14 protein-coding genes are annotated in these 17,422 nt (G+C 44.8%); 6 read left to right on the top strand and 8 right to left on the bottom strand.

From position 1 onward, the window contains the following. Positions 1 to 384: 384 nt before the first annotated feature. Positions 385 to 1,020 (top strand): hypothetical protein, encoded by a 636-nt coding sequence (locus QUA07_RS02980; RefSeq protein ID WP_333322549.1) that lies wholly within the window; start codon positions 385 to 387, stop codon positions 1,018 to 1,020. Positions 1,021 to 1,023: 3 nt separating this feature from the next. On the opposite strand, the gene QUA07_RS02975 is transcribed toward QUA07_RS02980, so the two are convergent. After that, entirely contained in the window at positions 1,024 to 2,094 is a 1,071-nt protein-coding gene (locus tag QUA07_RS02975; RefSeq protein WP_333322547.1) for a DUF5895 domain-containing protein, read from the bottom strand. A gap of 82 nt (positions 2,095 to 2,176) precedes the next feature. On the opposite strand from QUA07_RS02975, the gene QUA07_RS02970 reads away from it, so the two are divergent. Both QUA07_RS02970 and QUA07_RS02965 read left to right on the top strand, forming a co-directional pair. Continuing rightward, a complete protein-coding gene (locus QUA07_RS02970; protein ID WP_333322545.1) occupies positions 2,177 to 4,111 on the top strand; it encodes a type IV secretion system DNA-binding domain-containing protein in 1,935 nt (644 codons plus the stop codon). Further along, positions 4,108 to 5,271 carry a hybrid sensor histidine kinase/response regulator gene (locus tag QUA07_RS02965; protein ID WP_333322543.1) on the top strand — a complete coding sequence of 388 codons (1,164 nt, stop codon included), beginning with the start codon at positions 4,108 to 4,110 and terminating at the stop codon, positions 5,269 to 5,271. Before QUA07_RS02970 ends, QUA07_RS02965 begins: the two co-directional genes overlap by 4 nt. A gap of 81 nt (positions 5,272 to 5,352) precedes the next feature. On the opposite strand, the gene QUA07_RS02960 is transcribed toward QUA07_RS02965, so the two are convergent. The 3 genes from QUA07_RS02960 to QUA07_RS02950 form a co-directional block, all read right to left on the bottom strand. Continuing rightward, positions 5,353 to 6,030, bottom strand: a complete 678-nt coding sequence (locus QUA07_RS02960; protein WP_333322541.1) for a response regulator transcription factor — start codon at positions 6,028 to 6,030, stop codon at positions 5,353 to 5,355. A gap of 273 nt (positions 6,031 to 6,303) precedes the next feature. Further along, the gene (locus QUA07_RS02955) at positions 6,304 to 7,014 is read right to left on the bottom strand and encodes a hypothetical protein (RefSeq protein WP_333322539.1); all 711 of its coding nucleotides are present in this window, start codon (positions 7,012 to 7,014) and stop codon (positions 6,304 to 6,306) included. A gap of 128 nt (positions 7,015 to 7,142) precedes the next feature. Beyond that, the gene (locus QUA07_RS02950; protein WP_333322537.1) at positions 7,143 to 7,574 is read right to left on the bottom strand and encodes a helix-turn-helix transcriptional regulator; all 432 of its coding nucleotides are present in this window, start codon (positions 7,572 to 7,574) and stop codon (positions 7,143 to 7,145) included. A gap of 354 nt (positions 7,575 to 7,928) precedes the next feature. On the opposite strand from QUA07_RS02950, the gene QUA07_RS02945 reads away from it, so the two are divergent. Continuing rightward, a complete protein-coding gene (locus tag QUA07_RS02945; RefSeq protein WP_333322535.1) occupies positions 7,929 to 8,993 on the top strand; it encodes a hypothetical protein in 1,065 nt (354 codons plus the stop codon). A 12-nt stretch (positions 8,994 to 9,005) separates the two neighbouring features. On the opposite strand, the gene QUA07_RS02940 is transcribed toward QUA07_RS02945, so the two are convergent. Together QUA07_RS02940 and QUA07_RS02935 are read right to left on the bottom strand one after the other, a co-directional pair. After that, the gene (locus QUA07_RS02940) at positions 9,006 to 10,187 is read right to left on the bottom strand and encodes a hypothetical protein (RefSeq protein ID WP_333322533.1); all 1,182 of its coding nucleotides are present in this window, start codon (positions 10,185 to 10,187) and stop codon (positions 9,006 to 9,008) included. Between the two features lie 216 nt (positions 10,188 to 10,403). Next, positions 10,404 to 13,049, bottom strand: a complete 2,646-nt coding sequence (locus QUA07_RS02935) for a DEAD/DEAH box helicase (protein ID WP_333322529.1) — start codon at positions 13,047 to 13,049, stop codon at positions 10,404 to 10,406. Between the two features lie 530 nt (positions 13,050 to 13,579). Here QUA07_RS02935 and QUA07_RS02930 point away from each other — a divergent pair. Beyond that, positions 13,580 to 14,182, top strand: coding sequence for a hypothetical protein (locus QUA07_RS02930; RefSeq protein ID WP_333322525.1), 603 nt, complete (start codon positions 13,580 to 13,582; stop codon positions 14,180 to 14,182). A gap of 234 nt (positions 14,183 to 14,416) precedes the next feature. On the opposite strand, the gene holA is transcribed toward QUA07_RS02930, so the two are convergent. Both holA and dnaX read right to left on the bottom strand, forming a co-directional pair. After that, a complete protein-coding gene (gene holA / locus QUA07_RS02925; RefSeq protein WP_333322521.1) occupies positions 14,417 to 15,373 on the bottom strand; it encodes a DNA polymerase III subunit delta in 957 nt (318 codons plus the stop codon). Further along, a complete protein-coding gene (dnaX, locus tag QUA07_RS02920) occupies positions 15,370 to 16,785 on the bottom strand; it encodes a DNA polymerase III subunit gamma/tau (RefSeq protein ID WP_333322518.1) in 1,416 nt (471 codons plus the stop codon). Before dnaX ends, holA begins: the two co-directional genes overlap by 4 nt. Positions 16,786 to 17,042: 257 nt before the next feature. On the opposite strand from dnaX, the gene QUA07_RS02915 reads away from it, so the two are divergent. Continuing rightward, entirely contained in the window at positions 17,043 to 17,243 is a 201-nt protein-coding gene (locus tag QUA07_RS02915) for a hypothetical protein (RefSeq protein ID WP_333322514.1), read from the top strand. Positions 17,244 to 17,422 lie beyond the last annotated feature (179 nt).

Genomic DNA, 17,422 nt, shown 5'->3' with positions numbered 1-17,422 from the left:
AGGTGGAAAAGCAATGTATTAACAACTCTAATAACTTTCTCCGCAAGCAGGATGTTTTTAATGGCTGAAACCCTTGATGATTTTATGGCATTGATATCAATTTGTGTTTTATCGTAATGATTAAACCACAGAGGGCACAGAGGACACAGAGAAAGAGAAGAGAGAGATAATAATTCCGATGTCAACTGATTAGATATGACTTCTAAGCTGTTCAGGATATAAATTCTAGAGTCGTTTTGTATTCCCCGAAGGAAGTCATAAAAATTGACTGTAAGATTTAGACATACAACAGCTTAGTTCAGCAAAACAATCTCTCTTTTATTGTCTTTTTCTTCGGCTTTAGTGTCCGGTTTTTTCTTGTATTTTGTAGGAGTGGAGTAAGAAATGGTTAAACAAAATAGAGTTAAGCAACAAACAGCAGGTACCCAAAAGATTGTCAACCCCCCGGTTTGGTTAAATCAACTTGGTTACTGGTTTCGCATTGGTTTGACAGTTTTTACCGCCCTGTCGCTATTATTGGGGACAGTTGCTTGCACGAATTCTAGTTCAGCAACAACCGCACCAGCTTCTTGGCAACAAGCTTTGCGAGTCACTCCAAAAGAAACTTTAACCCTTATCGTAAAGGAACACAGCAGCCTTCCAGAACTCAAAGTAGCGGCTGGGCAAAGTGCAGCGGCGGAAGCGATTAAAAGAATGGGAGTGTGGCAAGTTAAGGGATCAGTAGGGCGGCTGAACCTTTATGATTTCAATAATTCCGCTCTGTGCGGCACAAAAGGCTGCCTTTATGTTGGCTACTTAATTCCTAATGATTCAAGTCAAATGCCAACAGAAGTATTTACAGCTTATCTCGACCCCCATAAACCGCCGAAAACTCCTTTGTTTAAGGCTGACAGTTCTTCGCACGAGGGTTTGCCTTGTCTAGGAGTGAATCAGCTTTCCAAAGAAGGCCACCGCCAGCTTCAATTTTGCTACGACGGCCTTACCTATCAACTTGCTTACAGCCAGCTTTTCAGTAGTTAGTGTTTAGTAGTCTGCGGGTTCATCGAAGTCAAAATCTTCTTCTGAATCAACCTCAACTTCAACCTCAACCTCAGCAGCTTCCGACAATTCATCTAACTCCTCTAATTCTGAGTCGGTTCCTCCTTCAACTTGTGCAATTTTGCGAGGGGGCGACAATTTACCTCGACCTTTGCGGTTAGTTAGGCTTTCTGGCAACGCCTGGACTTCAGGTTCGGCACCAGCAGCTATAGCTGGCAACCCGGCATCGCTAGCCTCAATGAAACCAGCAATGTTATTGTGCAGTCCCCAAATCAATTTCTTTTGTGGTTTTTGACCGAGAAATAGCTTGTGAAAATTAGCATCAGTTGGCTGAGTAATGCTGTGAGTTTTGCAGCAAAACGATTTATTTTTGCCTTCGCCTTCTTTGATAGCTCTAAACTCGACATTCAACACTCCCAAAGAGCGCCACTTGTCATTTTTACCGCTGTAATCTCTCCCAAAGCAATCAGCAAATGCCCGTTCCAAATTGCGGTAAAATTCTTCTCTAGCGCTCTTAAAGCTCCAGAGGGCTACATTCTTGAAGCGGACGACAATCGGTACCTGATGCAGGGGTTGGTTTTTGGGATTTAGAAAGATGAGAGCGTGTTCGGAACACACTTCCTGCGTCTTTTTATCGAGGGAATCGCGATATTCGTCGTAAAGCCCAATAAAACTACCTGCTAATTCTCCATTTTCTTCAATATCTTTGTAGCGGATGTACTCAGGCACAAAAGCTAATACCAACATTCTCGCTTTTGGGAGCAGTAAGCCTGTCACTTCTTCGCTTAGTTCGACCGTTGTCAATTCCTCAACATTAGGCATTACGTGCCATTCCGCTTTGACAAGCTGGTCGTTCGGGAGCAAAATACCTGCTGGGTTATCGTTAATCACGATTCCATAGGGCAAAGAGGGCTTGCGAGTTTGGTTGTAATCACTGTTGAATAGCTCCGGATCTATCTCGTAATAATCAGCACTCTTGTTCTTTTGCGTGTTGGACTTTCCACTAGAATTCTGTACTGTCTTACTTGGAGATTTCGCGTTATTGCTTCTTACCATTGTTTACCTATTTTTGTCATGGTCTCCCCCTTGAGGCGATAGCCGCTATCGGAAACATTTAGTTTTTTAAGAGGTAAAAAAAATGAACAATTTGCAATTTTTGCCTAAAATTAACAAAGCTACCTTGATACCAATGGCAGTTCAACCTCCTAAACGTTCGTTAACTAGCATAGATTTTGGCGGGTTGTTGGGTCAGTTTATGAAGCCAGAGGGACTGGCAATGTTAGGGCTAATGGCAGGCTTACTTATTGCTTCCAAATTAGTTGGAAACGGGAAGGGTAAAGTTACCTCCGGGCGGCTCTGCGGGACGGCTGAAAAATTGGCAGCCACAGGCTCTGCCCTCAAGCAAATGAAAGAAAAAAAACGGCAGCCCGTTACTTTGTGGAGCGGTACGCCGACTTATTGGTTTAAAGGTTGTCAGGGATTGAGTGCTCGATTGCAAACGCTATTAGGTGCAAATCCGACGGTTTGGTTTCCCCACGCAGAACGCGGAACTTTAGTCATTGGTGCTCCGGGTTCTGGCAAAACATTCAGCGTCATTGACCGGATGGTTGAAAGTGCATTCCAGCAAGGTTTTCCTGCCATTATTTACGACAAAAAAGGAGACCAGATGAAAGTGCTTGCACCCCTTGCAGTGCGCTATGGCTACGATGTGCAAGTGTTTGCGCCAGGGGAAGCTTACAGCGGTACTATCAATCCTCTGGATTTTATGAGAGATGCACAAGATGCAGTAATGGCAGCAGAAATTGGACAAGTTATTGCTCGAAATGCTAGTCCGGGGGAGAGTAAAAGCAATGAGTTTTTTGAGAAAGCAGGCGAGTTGATGGCGAAGGGTTTAGTGCAGTTGGCAAAAAGCAGTCCTTACCCGGATTTAGCTTTTGTGTACGCAATTATTCAACTGCCAGATTTGGTCAAGCGCATCGACCACGCCGTTCACCGACCCGACGGTCATCCCCTCAAAATGGACAGGTGGATTGCCTCTAGTTTTTCGCAGTTATTAAGTTCAAAAGATGCTGAAAAAACAGTGGCGGGCATCAAGGCCACCGCAGAGGCTACCTACTCCAGTTTCATTCAAAAAGATTTGTTGCGGGCATTTATTGGTCGCAGCACCATTCCAATTGCTTTAGAAGGCAAAAAGTGCATTATTTTCAAATTAGATGACCAAAGGCGCACTGTAGTGGGGCCGCTGTTAGCTGCTGCTATTCACTTATGTGTGGTGTCTAATTTGAGTCGGGTACGTTCTGACCCATTTTTGTACTGCTTAGACGAGTTTCCGTCTCTCAAGTTCGACAGAATGGATCAGTGGGCTAACGAATATCGTTCTGCTGGCGGCGTGCCGATTGTTGGTATTCAATCGCTCAATCAACTCTATAATCTCTATGGGGACAAAAAAGGGGCTGCGATCGCCAGTGCTCTGTCAACTCATGTCCTCTTCAACCCTGGCGATTTTGAGACAGCCGAGAAATATTCTAAGCGGTACGGGGAAGTGGAAGTGCTGGTAAAAAATCGATCGACCGGCAGCTCGACGGGGCAGCAAACGAGCCGTTCTGTCAACTGGAGCGAACAGTTGCAAAAGAAACCGCTGATTAGTCCTGACGAAATTCTCAGGTTTCCTCAAGGCAAGTGCGTCATCACTTCACCGGCCTACGCAACGGGGACGGAAGCTTTATTTCCCTACCCTCTCAAGATTCCGGTGCGGCCCGGCGACATAAAGCGAGCTAAAGAGTCTGAACAACTGTGGGACAGCAGCATCAGACCGCAGCTTGAAAGGCGGGCGAAAGCTTTGTCAGTAGAGCAGCAGACGGGTAAACTGCTCAATATAGATGAAGAGCTGGATCAGCGGATTCGATTCGCTCGGGCATTGCTGCCACATCCGAACGATCCAGAAGAACCCGTGACTGTGGCTGATGTTGAGTCGCCTGTTAATGCTGCTGGTGCGAACAGCGCGGCTGAGAAAATAGCGGTTGGCAATATTCGGAAAAAACTCAAAACTCTGTCCTTTGGTGGCGATAGATGATGGAGCAAACTAAACAATTTTTGGCTGACATTTTGATTGTTGACGATATTCCCGCTAACATTCAACTACTCTCTCAATTGCTAATTGAAAACGGTTACAAAGTCAGGAAGTTGATTAGTGGAGAGCGAGCTTTAAAAGCAGTAGAGTTGCAAGCGCCAGACTTGATTTTGCTAGACATAAAAATGCCCGGTATGGATGGTTATGAAGTCTGCCGTCAACTTAAAGCATCTGAAGCTACTTGTGATATCCCTATAATTTTTATCAGCGCTTTAGATGACGTATTTGACAAAGTAAAAGGGTTTGAGGCGGGCGGTGCTGACTACATTATAAAACCTTTTGAGCCTGTTGAAGTGTTAGCGCGGGTATCTGCCCAACTTAAAATGCAGCGCTTGCAGCAGCAACTTCGCTGCGCTAACGTGCAATTGGCTGCACAAAATGTTCAACTCAGCCAGGAAATTCAAGAAAGACAGCAAGCAGAAACCAATTTAAGAATGCTGTTGCACGCTGTTTCGCACGATTTGCGATCGCCTCTATCAGGAATGTCGCTACTGCTGCGAAGTCGCCTCAATGATGCTGGCAGCAACATTGTTATTGATAGGCGAACTGTGGAGGTTATGGTGCAAAGTTGTTCGCGCCAACTCCAGTTGATTGAGTCACTAACAGCAACACAACAGTTTGATGTGAAAAGTGCTTCTTTAGCCATGAAGCCGCTGTCGCTGCCCACTTTAGTCCAAAATATTCTTATTGAAAGATTACCAATTCTCAACCAGCATCGAGTCAAGGTTAAGCAGCTTTTTGCAGCAAATTTGCCTTTAGTCAATGCTGATGCCCAGCAGCTATGGCGGGTGTTTGGCAATCTGATCGATAATGCTGTTAAATACAATCAGTCTGGGTTTATTTTGACTGTAGAAGCTAAAAAGGAAGGTGAGATGGTTCGCTGTACGGTTGCAGACAATGGGGCAGGAATTTCTCCTCAGCAATGTGCAAGATTATTCGAGCCTTATACGAGGGGAGTTGGAGTTAGTTTAAGGCAAGGATGGGGATTGGGACTTTACATTTGCAGGCAAATTGTTGAGGCTCACGGCGGAGAAATTGGCGTTGATAGCGAATTGGGAAAAGGAGCGAGGTTTTGGTTGACCTTGCCAAAGTTTGAAGATTGACAAGCTGTTATAATTTGCTACGCGATAGCTACGCCTCAAAAACCACTTTTTTTAGAACAATTAGAAGCTGCATTCCAACGGCTAAACCAGCCCCAAACGCAGTGCTTTAACGGCAGCATGGGTGCGATCGCTCGCTTCAAATTTAGCTATAATCATCTCTACATGACCTTTGGCGGTGTGGACGCTCATTCCTAGTTGAGCAGCGATTTGTTTATTGCTTTTACCCTCAACTAGCTGCTGCAAAACCTGCATTTCCCGTTCTGTCAGCTTGATGTCGTCATTCGCATAGCTATCGGGCAGTGGCGTTTTGAGATTTTGCAGCACGCAGTCGGCAATCTTAGGGTCTAGGTAACTGCCACCTTCTTGCACAGTCGTAATCGCTGCTAGAAGTTGTTCTGCGTTAGTGCCTTTAACGCAGTAGCCGTGAGCGCCGCTTGACAAAGCCGCCATTACCTGAGTTGGATTGCTGTGGTGGGTGAGCATCAGGATGCGAGTATGCGGCAGTGCGGCTCTGATTTGCTGCGCGGCTGCAATACCGTCGATTCCGGGTAAGTCAATGTCCATCAGCACGATGTCTGGTTGGTGTTGCAGTGCAGCACTGACGGCTTCGTTGCCGTTAACAGCTTGTGCGACAACTGTTAAATGGGGTTGGTTATTGAGGATATGCTGTAGACCGAGCTGCATCATCGGGTCATCTTCAACTATCAGGATGGTTTTTAGTTGGCTTGTTTTTGGTTGGGTGGCGGTAGTTGCAGTCACGGCTAAGATTCCTACTACATTTTATCCATAGTCTATTGTTTTTCCTCATATTAAAGAGTGTCATCCTCCTATGGAGAGAAGAAAAGTATTGATTTTTGGGCAATTTCTTCGGAAGGTGGATGTCTCTCGATAGGAGGATGGTAATAAAGTCGGTTCTCCCGAGTTTTAGGTGATCATAAAAATTCTAGTGATGCGGCCCGAAAAGCCCGGGCGAGAGGCTCACACTACCGTTCCCACCACAAATCCAGAAGAGCTATACACAGTCTGAACAGATTAGATCGACACTTCGTTGACTTCATCCAAATTGATTTCATCCAAATTGACTTCATCCAAATTAATAGCTGTTGCTACTTCCTTCGGTTGAGGTGTTAGATGACCATTGAGCTTGATAACTGTTTGTTCTCTCTCTCGTTCAATGGTAGTCAAAAGCCAATTTTGAGTTTGTCGGTGTTGCTTGCTGTCCCAGGCAAACAGAACTTTTTCTGCAGGTTGAGTCGGGTGCAGTGCCAAAATAATCAGTTGCAGCTTGTGAGGCTCGATCTCGAAAAATTCGGCAGCTACCCATAACTTAACTCGGTCTTGCCAAGTCAGTACAGGATGGCGAATCGCCCACTCAAATAGTTTGGGCGTTCCTTTGACTAGACCCACATTTGCACGGACTTGTATCACTTTAAATGGAGGAGAAGGGGAAGAATTTTCTTCTGTCACTCCCCTTTTTGCTCGGTCTAGTTTTGTTTGAAGTGGAATGTCAACAAACAGTTTTCGCTGCGGTAAAAACAGTGATGGCGATAGTTCTTTGAGTTGGAAAACCCACTGCTGGAACTGGGGGTGACTGTTGAGAATTGGCTCGACAGGTAATCCCATTAAAATTTGCTTGACAAGCAGTTGCAAGCGTTCTTGCAGATAGGAAGGAACAAGAGGTGGCTCTTGTAGTGGGCTAGTATGAATAGTTTGATTGAGGTCGGATAGAGTAAGGAGGTACATTGCTCAGAGCATAAAAGACTGAGCAATAGCGGCGATCGCCAGAAGTCAGGGGGGAATGGAGAATGAGACGCTGACTTTTCCGGCTTCTCAACCGAAAACCGTGAGGGTGTAGGCTGCTTGTTACCTAATTATACAAGTTTGGCTAAAAATGCTACTGATGAAGAAATGATATCGGCAATATCATCTGGATCGAGGGAATAAATCTTTGCTAAAACTTCTTTTTTAATTTTTTCAGAGCCTATCCTCTTGCTGTCACTCACTTGACCGATCGCCACCTCATCCAAACCGCGTTGATAAACTGATAGGGATATTTCTCCATCCAAATAAAGTTGCAGAGTCTTGGTACTGCCACCGCTTAACTTTGCCAGTTGCCGAAAGTTCTTAGAATCGGATTCGGGTATCGTTTTCCCTTTTAACCACCGATATACGGTTGAAAAATCTACTCCGATAGCGGACGCTAAAGCGCTTTGAGTCCAGCCTTCTTTCAGCAGCAGCTCGATCAACTGAGTCAGCCGTTTTTGGCGATCGAGTATAAGAGAAGATACAGAGCTAACAGTCACAATTGCTTACCGAAAATTTAGGTTTAAAGTCCTGGGGCACACGGGAACTAACGCCCTTGCGAGACACCGACAAGAGTTGGGCTGAGGAGACTCCTCCGAGTGTAAGCCGAGTAGTGGAAAGAGGAAGCCCAAAGAGTGGTCTTGGGAATCCCCGCGCGCGAACGCACTCGGAGGATGTCAACTAATGCTTTTACCGTACACTATTTTACTTTCTGCTGCGTTGAAGCCGATACTTTTTCGCTATTTTACGCCCTTTCTACAAAATTTGAGCAATCAAAGCCTTAATCGATTACGCAACTACCCTTGCATTATGCAATACTTAATCTTGCACCGCGCAAGACGGACGGAACATCAATGTCATCCTCCAACACAGTTCGCGGTTCTGATGCACATAACTTCTCTGTTGTTCGCAGCGCTGAACTCACTGCGAGAGTTGCACAGGACTGCCACCTAAACAAAGCCGACGCTAAAGATTTGTCTGCCCACAGCAGTACGCTCACTGATGCTGAAGCATTAGAATTAAGCAGTTTGGAAGCGAAAGTCGAACGGAGCTTGAAAGCTTTCTGGGAAATAGGGCAAGCTTTGCGCCAAATCCGGGATCGCCGCCTCTACCGACAAGACTTCTCGACTTTTGAAGACTATTGCACTAATCGGTGGGAAATGTCTCGTCGTTGGGCTTACCAATTGATCGAGGCGGCAACCGTCTATGAAAATGTGCGCCATGGCGCACAAATCCTTCCCGCCAATGAGCGCCAAGTTCGCCCTCTAACAGCACTACCCTCCCAAGAGCAGCCTAGAGCTTGGGCCCAAGCCGTTTCTACTGCTCCGAACGGCAAACTTACGGCTTTTCACGTTGCCCAAGTTGTTGAAGAACACCAGAAAAAAATTTCGAGGAATAAGTCTAACAACGAGAGCAGTTCCAAAAACCAACGAACTCAAACAGCCAATCATCCGTCAAACCGTGAAATTTCAGCAGCCACTCAAGAGAATGCTGAGGGATTGGGAGCAACATCCAGTCAGTCAGAAACTCAATGCCGAAGCTGCTGGAATTGCTATCATTGCAGTTTTGAGCCTGTTCAAGACGACCCTCACAGTTTTTATTGCCACAAGCTAGGCAAACTAAGCTTTATTGAGAAAGATGGTAACGAACGGGGATCTAAATGTAAATTGTGGCTCGATCGATGGATCGAGCCAGAGTTAGTCAAAAAGGCAAGACGAGCCCAACGAGATACTTTTACCTTAACTCTACAGCTCCCGATACACCTGCAAGCCCAGATGCAAGATGCGGCTAAAACTCAAGGTCTGGCTGTAGCAGATTGGGCGGAACAAGTCCTCAAAGCAGCAGTTTCTACAATCAGTTTTGCTTCTGAAGTCCAGCCTACTCATAACATTACGCTCGCCGCCACAAGTGAGAATTAGGTACGTATTGGGTTAGAAATCATCCAAATTAAACAGCGTAAATTGGTGAGGAGATGTTGTCGTCTTTCTGGATCGGCGTTTGCCCTTAACAACTTCTTGAATTACTGGATTTGAGTGAATTGATGTCTTCTCATTCAAGTCAATAACTTCTGAGCTTTCTCCTGAACTTATTTCATGTTCGACACGACAATCAGTATGATTTTCAGCCTGGGACTCGACTGGCTCAAACCACTCATTATACCAGTAAGCAGCGTTTATTGATTGAGGTCTATCGCTACTTAAAGTATTGCCAAGGAGCAAATCAGTTTGACCCAACCACCAAATCGGAACAGCCAGCCAAGGTGAAAACATATAAAACTGAAACAAAGCGCATTTTAACAGAGTAGGGTCTATATCTTGACCGATACCGCTCAGACAGTAATTCGACTGTGTTAACATTAAAGCACCCGTACCGCACGCAGGTTCATTGAAGCTGGAAATTCGCTCTGTTTTATCACCACTGACTAACTTAGATATGAACTGACACAAAGCTAAGGGTGTCGGATAAAACCCAGAACTTTTTTGAGCAGTCTTTCCGCAAATTTGGGGTAGCAGCCGGCCCATGTAATCTTCAGGATACAGCATAAGAATTGACAGGTCAAACATCTGATAAAGACGCATTGATGCACCTTCACAGCCGGCGGGCTCTTTGGGTAAAATGTTGTAAGCTGGATGTCCGAATGCGAACAAAACCCAGTCCAAGAAAAACTCCAAATAGTCCCAAGCTGACCAAGTTTTCCATTCTCCATGTTGAGGAATGCAATTGAGAGTGTTATCTAGCATGGCTTCTGCGGTAGGAGAATGCTGCCATTCGATTTGGGGAATCGGTTCTGCTGGCAAAGTTTCCTCAATTACAAATTTGGGTAAAATTTCTGGTTTTCTGTTCTCCAGAATGGCTAGCATGGGCTCCATCTTCCACCGCATCCAGGCATGAGCGGGGACAGCTTGACACAAAGCCCAATAATCCCACCTTCCCCATAAACATCGGTCTATTTGTGCGAGAATTGTTAAAAGCCAGCCCGGCTTTAAATCTCGTTTGAGGTTGGGGATTAAAGCTTGCTTTTTCTTTTGTTTATAGGGTTGATTTCTGAAATGTAACAGCGTTGACTCTCTAATTTTGGAGTCAATGATTGGCAAGACAAGCTTGTTTTTCATGAGTACAAGTCTGAAAAATGCACCCCTAAAAACCGCAGTAGCGGTTCGCACAATTCTATGTTGATGCAAGCAGCGTCTTGTTTAATGAAAACAGTAAAAACAAATTGGGAATAGAGCGTAGCTTTTTTGTTTGAAAAAAGCTACACTCTATTCCCCACTCCCATTTTCCCTATTTCTCTCTCCCCATTCCCATTTCTCAGCCGTCTATTCCACCAATTATTTTGATATTTGAGGAGTTGAAAATGCTTCGCACAGCAGCAGCCCCACCTGCTTGAGTAAAGCTTTGTTACCATCAGGGCATCCCGACTGAATCAAACATTTAGGACAGCCAGAACTGCAAGAACAACTGCGGGCTAACTCAGCAGCCGCATGAGCTAATTGAGGGAGAGAACGAAAAATAGCTTCCGAGGTTCCCGAACCTCCTTCTGCTAAATCGTAAAAGAGTCCTGCATAGTCATTTGCACCTCTCTTCTCTACCAGAAAATTCACATCATTAGGTGAAGCCAAAATAGTCAGAGGTAAAGCTGCTAAAATTTGATGGCCGAAACTGTGAATAGCCAACAAATTCGCGGGGTACTCCCACAACTGCTGATATCCGGGCTCCATCTGCTGTTGAGATTGAAGCAATTCCTGGCGAGTAGCTGTTACTACCTGTTGCAGATAACATTCAACCGGGGAATTAAAACTAATTTGCAGTACAGGAGTCGCAAATTTTATTTCGTAAGGTTGCTCAAAGTTTACCTCATTAAGAACCGATGTTAGCTCAGCAGAGCGAGTTCTCTTGCCACAAACAGGACAGGCAGTACATTTTGGTAAATGCTCTCTGTAATTGACACACTTTCTATTGAGACAAGTTAACTCGTAATTGCGAGTGAATAATTGATAACCAGTGACGAGTTGGCTAATTTCTCCCCAAACCAGTTCCAGAATAGCTTGAGCTGGAATTGTCTTACTATCCGTTGAATTGGTTTGAACATTTCCTTCAACTTCTGGAATAACCAACGGGATTTGTTGAGGCAAACTCAAATTCTGCTTGAGGCTGGTATCAGTGTGGCTAATCGCTACAGTAAACAGTCGAGTTTCAGGGGTGTTTTGCAAAATAGCTTTGCCATTCAAGAGCGAGCGCGAAGTATAAGTCACCAAACAGCCGTCTGAGTTTTGCGTGCGGTAAATAGCACCAGGAAATACCTCTCGATAAGCAATCTCCGCACTGAGGAGTTCAATCTCTTCTTGAGTCTCCGCATCCACCAGTTGTATCGTGCTAGAACCCGTTCCCCCTCGAAAGTTTACATCTTTATGGGGAAAGCCCTTAGCCCATAATTTATCCCGGCTTCTGTGAAGAACACCTTGCTCAATTAAAGCCGTTGCAATTTGAGGAGCGCTCTTGCCAAAGTAGTGCTTGAGCTTATTGGCAGGAATGCCTGTTTCGACAGCCGCGCACATCAAATGTTTGGCAATATCTATGGGATAATTGGCATTAAAGCTCACCAATTCAGATTCGGCGGACAGCAACAATTCAGGGCGCTCGGCAAAATAGTTATCCAAAGGTGATTGTGCAATAGGAATGAAGACAATTAAACCGGAGTTTGCGCGACCAGCCCGGCCAGCCCTCTGCCTGAAAGCTTGCAAGCTTCCCGGCCATCCCCTAATAATAGCAAAATCAAGTTGAGGCAAATCAATTCCCGCTTCGAGAGCGCTAGTGCTGAGGATACACTTAACTGTTCCTGACTGCAAAGAGTTAATAATTTCCATGCGGCGCTCGCTTGTTAAACTGCCGTAGAAAATTGCTACTTGCGACTCAATTCCCGAGTTAGTTTGAGTTACAGCTTCTTGCTTAAAAGTTGCCCACAAGTTCTTAATTGCTTGTCTGCCGTTACCGAAGCAAATTCCACTTTGCCCTTGCTGCAACAAAAACATAATGATGCGAGCAACATCGGAATTAGCATCATGAGTCGGTTTAGTAACAATTAATTGCCGTTCTGGGACAGCAGCTCCGCTAGAGTTAATCCAAACTAACCGCTCGGGTTTATTGATATTTCGCTTTCGACTTCTACCAGATAGTAACTTTGCTAATTTAACGGGATTGCCAACGGTAGCACTCAATATCAGGAATTGCAGTTTTTGAGAAGAACCTCCGCGCTCGTCTACTGCCAATTTTAATCGGCGAATTAAGCTAGCCATGTTAGCTCCGTAAACTCCGTTAAAAGTGTGAGCTTCATCTAGGACAATATAGCGGAGGCGACTTAAAAAATGCTGCCAAGGCTGACTCCAGTGAACGCCTTTCAGCGCATAGTGAATTAATTCTGGTGTTGCGCTGATTATGCTAGGGTTTGCAGCTAATAATTGTTCTCGGGTTTTGGGAGGAGTATCCCCAGTTAGAAGGGCAAGGCGCGGGCGCGCAGGCTCAGGAATCAGTTGGAGCAAATCGGCAAGTTTTTGACTTTGGTCGGCTGTTAAAGCTTTCAAGCCATAAATAGAGAGTGCCGTAAATTGATGTTGGAGAATGCCCTCTAAAATAGGCAAGTACGCACTTAAAGATTTGCCAGAAGCTGTTGCTGTGCTGAGGATGACATCTTTGCCCTGGCGCACGGCTTTGAGTGTTTTAATTTGGTGCGAATAAAGCTGTTCAATGCCTTGGCGGTGCAAAGCAGAAATTATTGAAGGCGGCAAGTCTTGAGGAATTTTGTAGAGCTTAGGAGTTGTAGCAGTAGCGATTGTATGATAAATAACCTCTTCGCCTAAAAACTCACACAAATCGGCTGTTGCAGTTGGCTGCAAATGGCTTGCTTCTGGAAAGTTATTTGGGTGAAAATCATGTCTGGCTATTAGTTGGGAAAGAAGGTTGATATAATTGGGAGGCATTGGTCACTCTAAGAATGAATCTTTTCTCTCTTACTACCGATAGGTAGGAAAAAGAAGGAGAGAGGAAATTCCAAAAAAACCAACTGGGAGTTGGACTGAATTTGGTGGCAATTATGGGTTTGGATTCAGGAACTAGGGAAACGGTAGGTCTCTGGCTCACTGCGCGATTACCCTGCCCCGTGAGACGCTAGCATTAACACAGTACACTTGCTATGTATATAGCGGTTCTCAAGCAAGTGAGGCGTCAACTGCCCATTAAGCTGCTACGCATTTAAAGTGTCTATTGGGAATGAGGGGGAGAGAGGGAGAGGGGAAGAGAGTGTAGTTCGGAGTTGAAGGTTGGAATGTAGCAAAGAAGAGAGGGAGAAGGGGAGAAAGGGAGAAGGGGAGAGAGGGAGAAATTTTTACGCTTTTTCTACAAGGATTGAAGTATATAATTTAAAGACGCGACAGCTTACCAATTACCAATTACCAGATGTACCTCATTTAACGCAGAAGTGTTATAGTATCCAATTAAGAATAATAAACCTATGCCTTACAGTAAATTTACTCTCAGCAAAGCTGTCGATGATTTCCATCTCACAATCATTGAAGGCTCGCGTTTCTTACCAGAAATTTCCCCGGTCACTCCTAGCCCTTTACTACAGGATATTCTTAAAGAAACGATTCCCTGGGCGATCGCGGTGAGTAGCGAAAAAGCTCGTTCGGAGGGGATTATCAATCCTGTGTTACTAGAAGTAAAACGCCAACTTCAAGGACAGATTAGCGTTTTTTCAGGCGAAGAATTCAATGTAGAACCGGAGGCTGAACTCACAGGGTATGTTGACTTTCTCCTGAGTCGTTCCCCGGAACAACTATACATTAAAGCCCCTGCGGTTGTATTGGTGGAAGCCAAAAAAGAAGACCTTAAACCGGCTCTTGGGCAATGCCTTGCAGAAATGGTTGCAGCTCAACGCTTTAACCAACAAAAGCAACAGCCGATCTCGACGATTTACGGAACGGTAACTAGCGGTACTGTCTGGCGGTTTCTTAAACTAGAAGAGCAATGCGCGTCCATTGACCTTACAGATTATCCGGTTCCTCCTGTTGAGCAAATCTTGGGCTTTCTCGTTTGGATGATGCAGGAAAGATGAGCTGTTATTAAACAAAAATAGCGACCTAGTGCGATAAATAAACTCAAAAACTTCTTTGATAAATTAATGAGAAAAACAACTTCTTTATCACTACAGTTAATTAGTTCGGGACGCATAAACTCTATCTGTAGGGTACGCCGCGCACCTTACTGCTACCAATAGTATTGCTCTTCAGTTTTTGCCTCCAGGATTGTTAATGAAAGACTGCCGAATTAACTCGGCAGCGCTTTCCTGTTATTTAAGGTGAGTGAGTTGAGTGATGCTGAGCAAAGCAGGCAACATCGAGTCAGGCTTATCTCCTGTTTTGAGAGCAATTTCTAAATCAAACAAAATGGAGAGCGATCGACTTAAGAAGTTCGCAGATACTTCCTTAACCTCCTGCTTAAGGAAATACAGCCGTTTGGGGTTACTGATTCCGCACATACTAGCAATTTCGCTATCAGAACGTTGTTGGTCGGAACTGATAGTAGCTTTTACCCACAGCCAAGTTTTAAACTGAGTTTGGAGAGTGGCAATTATTGCTAAAGGAAACTCGGCCCGAGATAGCAATTCATCAAGCACCTTAATTGCCGCCACTGCTTGACCTTTTAAAAGAGCTTCGGCAAGTTGAAAACAGTTGGCTGTGGTAGCTGGAACGAGGATTTTAGCAGCTTCTTTCGTAATGCGAGCGCCTGCTGCATAAATGGCTAATTTCTCTAGTTCACTGACTCTTCTAGCAGAATCGTTGCCAATCGCTACCGCTAAATAACTGACAGCATCTCTGGCAATTGAGAGATTCATCTGTTTAGCAGTAGCAGCGATCGCACTTTCAATCAAATCGGTACGCCAAGGAGGAATGAGAGTAAACTCCTTGAGGTTACCAAACAGCAATAAATGCTTGACTACCTTGAGCCGTTTGTCGATAACAGCAGCAGTGAAGACTAAGTGCGTTGTAACAGGTAATTGGGGCAAAATTTGCAGCAATTCTAGCCCCATTTCTCCAAATTGCTTGAAATCGCAATTTTCAACGACCATAAGTTTGTTTCCTCCGCCGAAAGGAACTGAAGCAGCAGCAGAGAGGGCTGCATCCAGGGAAGAAGCATCGAAGCGGTGGATGTTGAAATCTCGCCATAGAGGATGAGTTTGAGTCTTAAAATTTTCAACTTCTCGTTCAATTGCGTAGGTGTCATTCCCAATTAGGATGCTAATCATGCTGCTAACTCCTCCTGTTGTTTGACAGTGACAGTAACAGAGCGGCCTAAAGCTTTAGTAACAATCCGCTGCACGGATTCAAGGTGACTCTGAAACTTGTTGGCGTATTTTCTTTCTACTACTAACACACATGAATCAGCAGAAAGTTCGGCAATTTGAGCGCGGTTTAAGAGGCTACGATTGCCTGGTTTCGCTGCTGCTACTACTTGCGCCCAAGTTGTCTCAAAGTCAGGAGAATCTGCCTCTATTTTTTGAGGGGTTTTATCAAATTTGTCGGGCTGATTAGATGGGAAAGTTGCCGGCAATCGCATTTCCTTGGCTACAGGTTTGCTTGACAGCATCAAGTTCAGCAGGCAAACTTCTAACCAGGTAGCCGCATTAGTGCTAGTTCTCAATTGAAATTCTGATTTTTGCAATTGTGTACAAGCCGCATCAATTGTTTCAAAATCGAGATGAAGAGCGAGCGAGCGCAGTTGTGAGTAGCCTACTGGCCCTGCAATTAAATTCTGGCAGTGGCCCGTTGATTTGACAATGAGCAAATCTCTCATTGCTGCTAGCAAGCTGCTGAGAATAAGTTTAGGGGTTTTGCCGCTGTCAATGAGCGTTCTCGAAGATTGCAGTACGCTTAAGGTATCGCCAGAATGAATGGCTTTGAGAAGGGCGATCGACTCTTGCTCGCTGATACTGCCAGATACTTCTGCAACTTGAGTTAGGGTAATCTCTGAGTTTAGCAGTGAAAGCTGAGAAAGTAATTGTAGGGCATCTCTTAACCCCCCGTCACAGGTACGAGCGATCGCCCGCATGGCCTCACTTGCGATCTCAATAGATTCAGTGGAGCTAATTTTGTGCAATTGTCCGACAATAGCATCAACTGACAAGGCTCGGAAGTTAAAAGTTTGGCAGCGGGAGATAATTGTCGGCAACACTTTATGTGCTTCAGTCGTACAGAGAATAAATACCACATGAGCCGGAGGTTCTTCAAGGCATTTGAGGAGAGCATTTTGAGCGCTGGTACTGAGTTGGTGGCACTCGTCTAAAATCCAGATGCGGTAAGGGCTCATCGCTGGGGCAAAGTTGCTGTGTTGTATTAATTCTCTGGCATCATCCACGCCATTGTGAGAGGCAGCATCGATTTCAGTTACGTCTAAGCTTGAACAGGAGTCAATAGTTTTGCAGCTTGAACATTCTCCGCAAGGAGTGGCGGTTGACTTTTTGCTATTCAAACAATTGAGGGATTTAGCAAGAATGCGAGCGGTTGAAGTTTTGCCTGTTCCTCTGGGGCCAGTAAATAGGTAAGCTTGAGCAATTTTGTCGGAGGTGATGGCATTGGTCAAGGTTGTTTTGATGGTGTCTTGACCCACTAATTCTTGTAGGTTTTTGGGGCGGTATTTGAGGTGCAGTGGTTGGTACATTTTGAGTCGTTAGAATACTTCTGGTAACTATTCCCCGATAGGGGAGCCGTGAGCCGTGCCTGAAGTTAAACTCATATGACTTACGCATAAGCTCTATCTGTAGTATAAAAATTGTGCATTTTACCGCTACCAATAGTGTTACCAAGTATTTTTTGCGTAAGTCCTGGCTCAGTTGTTGGCGCTGGCGCGCCGAACACACTACCGCAAGAAAAAATTGCTAAACCATCTGCTGCTGAGATACAGCAAAAAAGCACGGCATGAAGGAAAAATCGAAAGCAAAAGGTTTGAGCGAGTGGAAACTGATTCCAGATCCCAATACTGGGGCAATTTACACCCCGCTTACTTGCGATGTAGGGAGTTTTAAAGATGCCAATTGTCGGCTGTCGCGAGCTTATTTAAACCAATGGAGAGAGACATTAAAACTCACTAATTTACCAGCAAAATCGTTGCTTAGCTAAAAAAAAAGTAGTAAAATATATGTGGTGTTTGTAGACAATTTACTGTGGTATGGGCAAAAACCACTTAAACCCTCCTAATTTATAAGTAGTTGGACAGAAATATTTACCCAGATATAATTTTGTAAGGCTCACAGGAAGAAAATTTTAGATTTTATTTTGTGTAATTAATTCTGTCCAAC

The sequence above is a fragment of the Microcoleus sp. T3_A4 genome, assembly GCF_036700465.1.
Classification (GTDB): Bacteria; Cyanobacteriota; Cyanobacteriia; order Cyanobacteriales; family Microcoleaceae; genus Microcoleus.
This window is presented reverse-complemented; position numbering and strand designations above follow the sequence as displayed.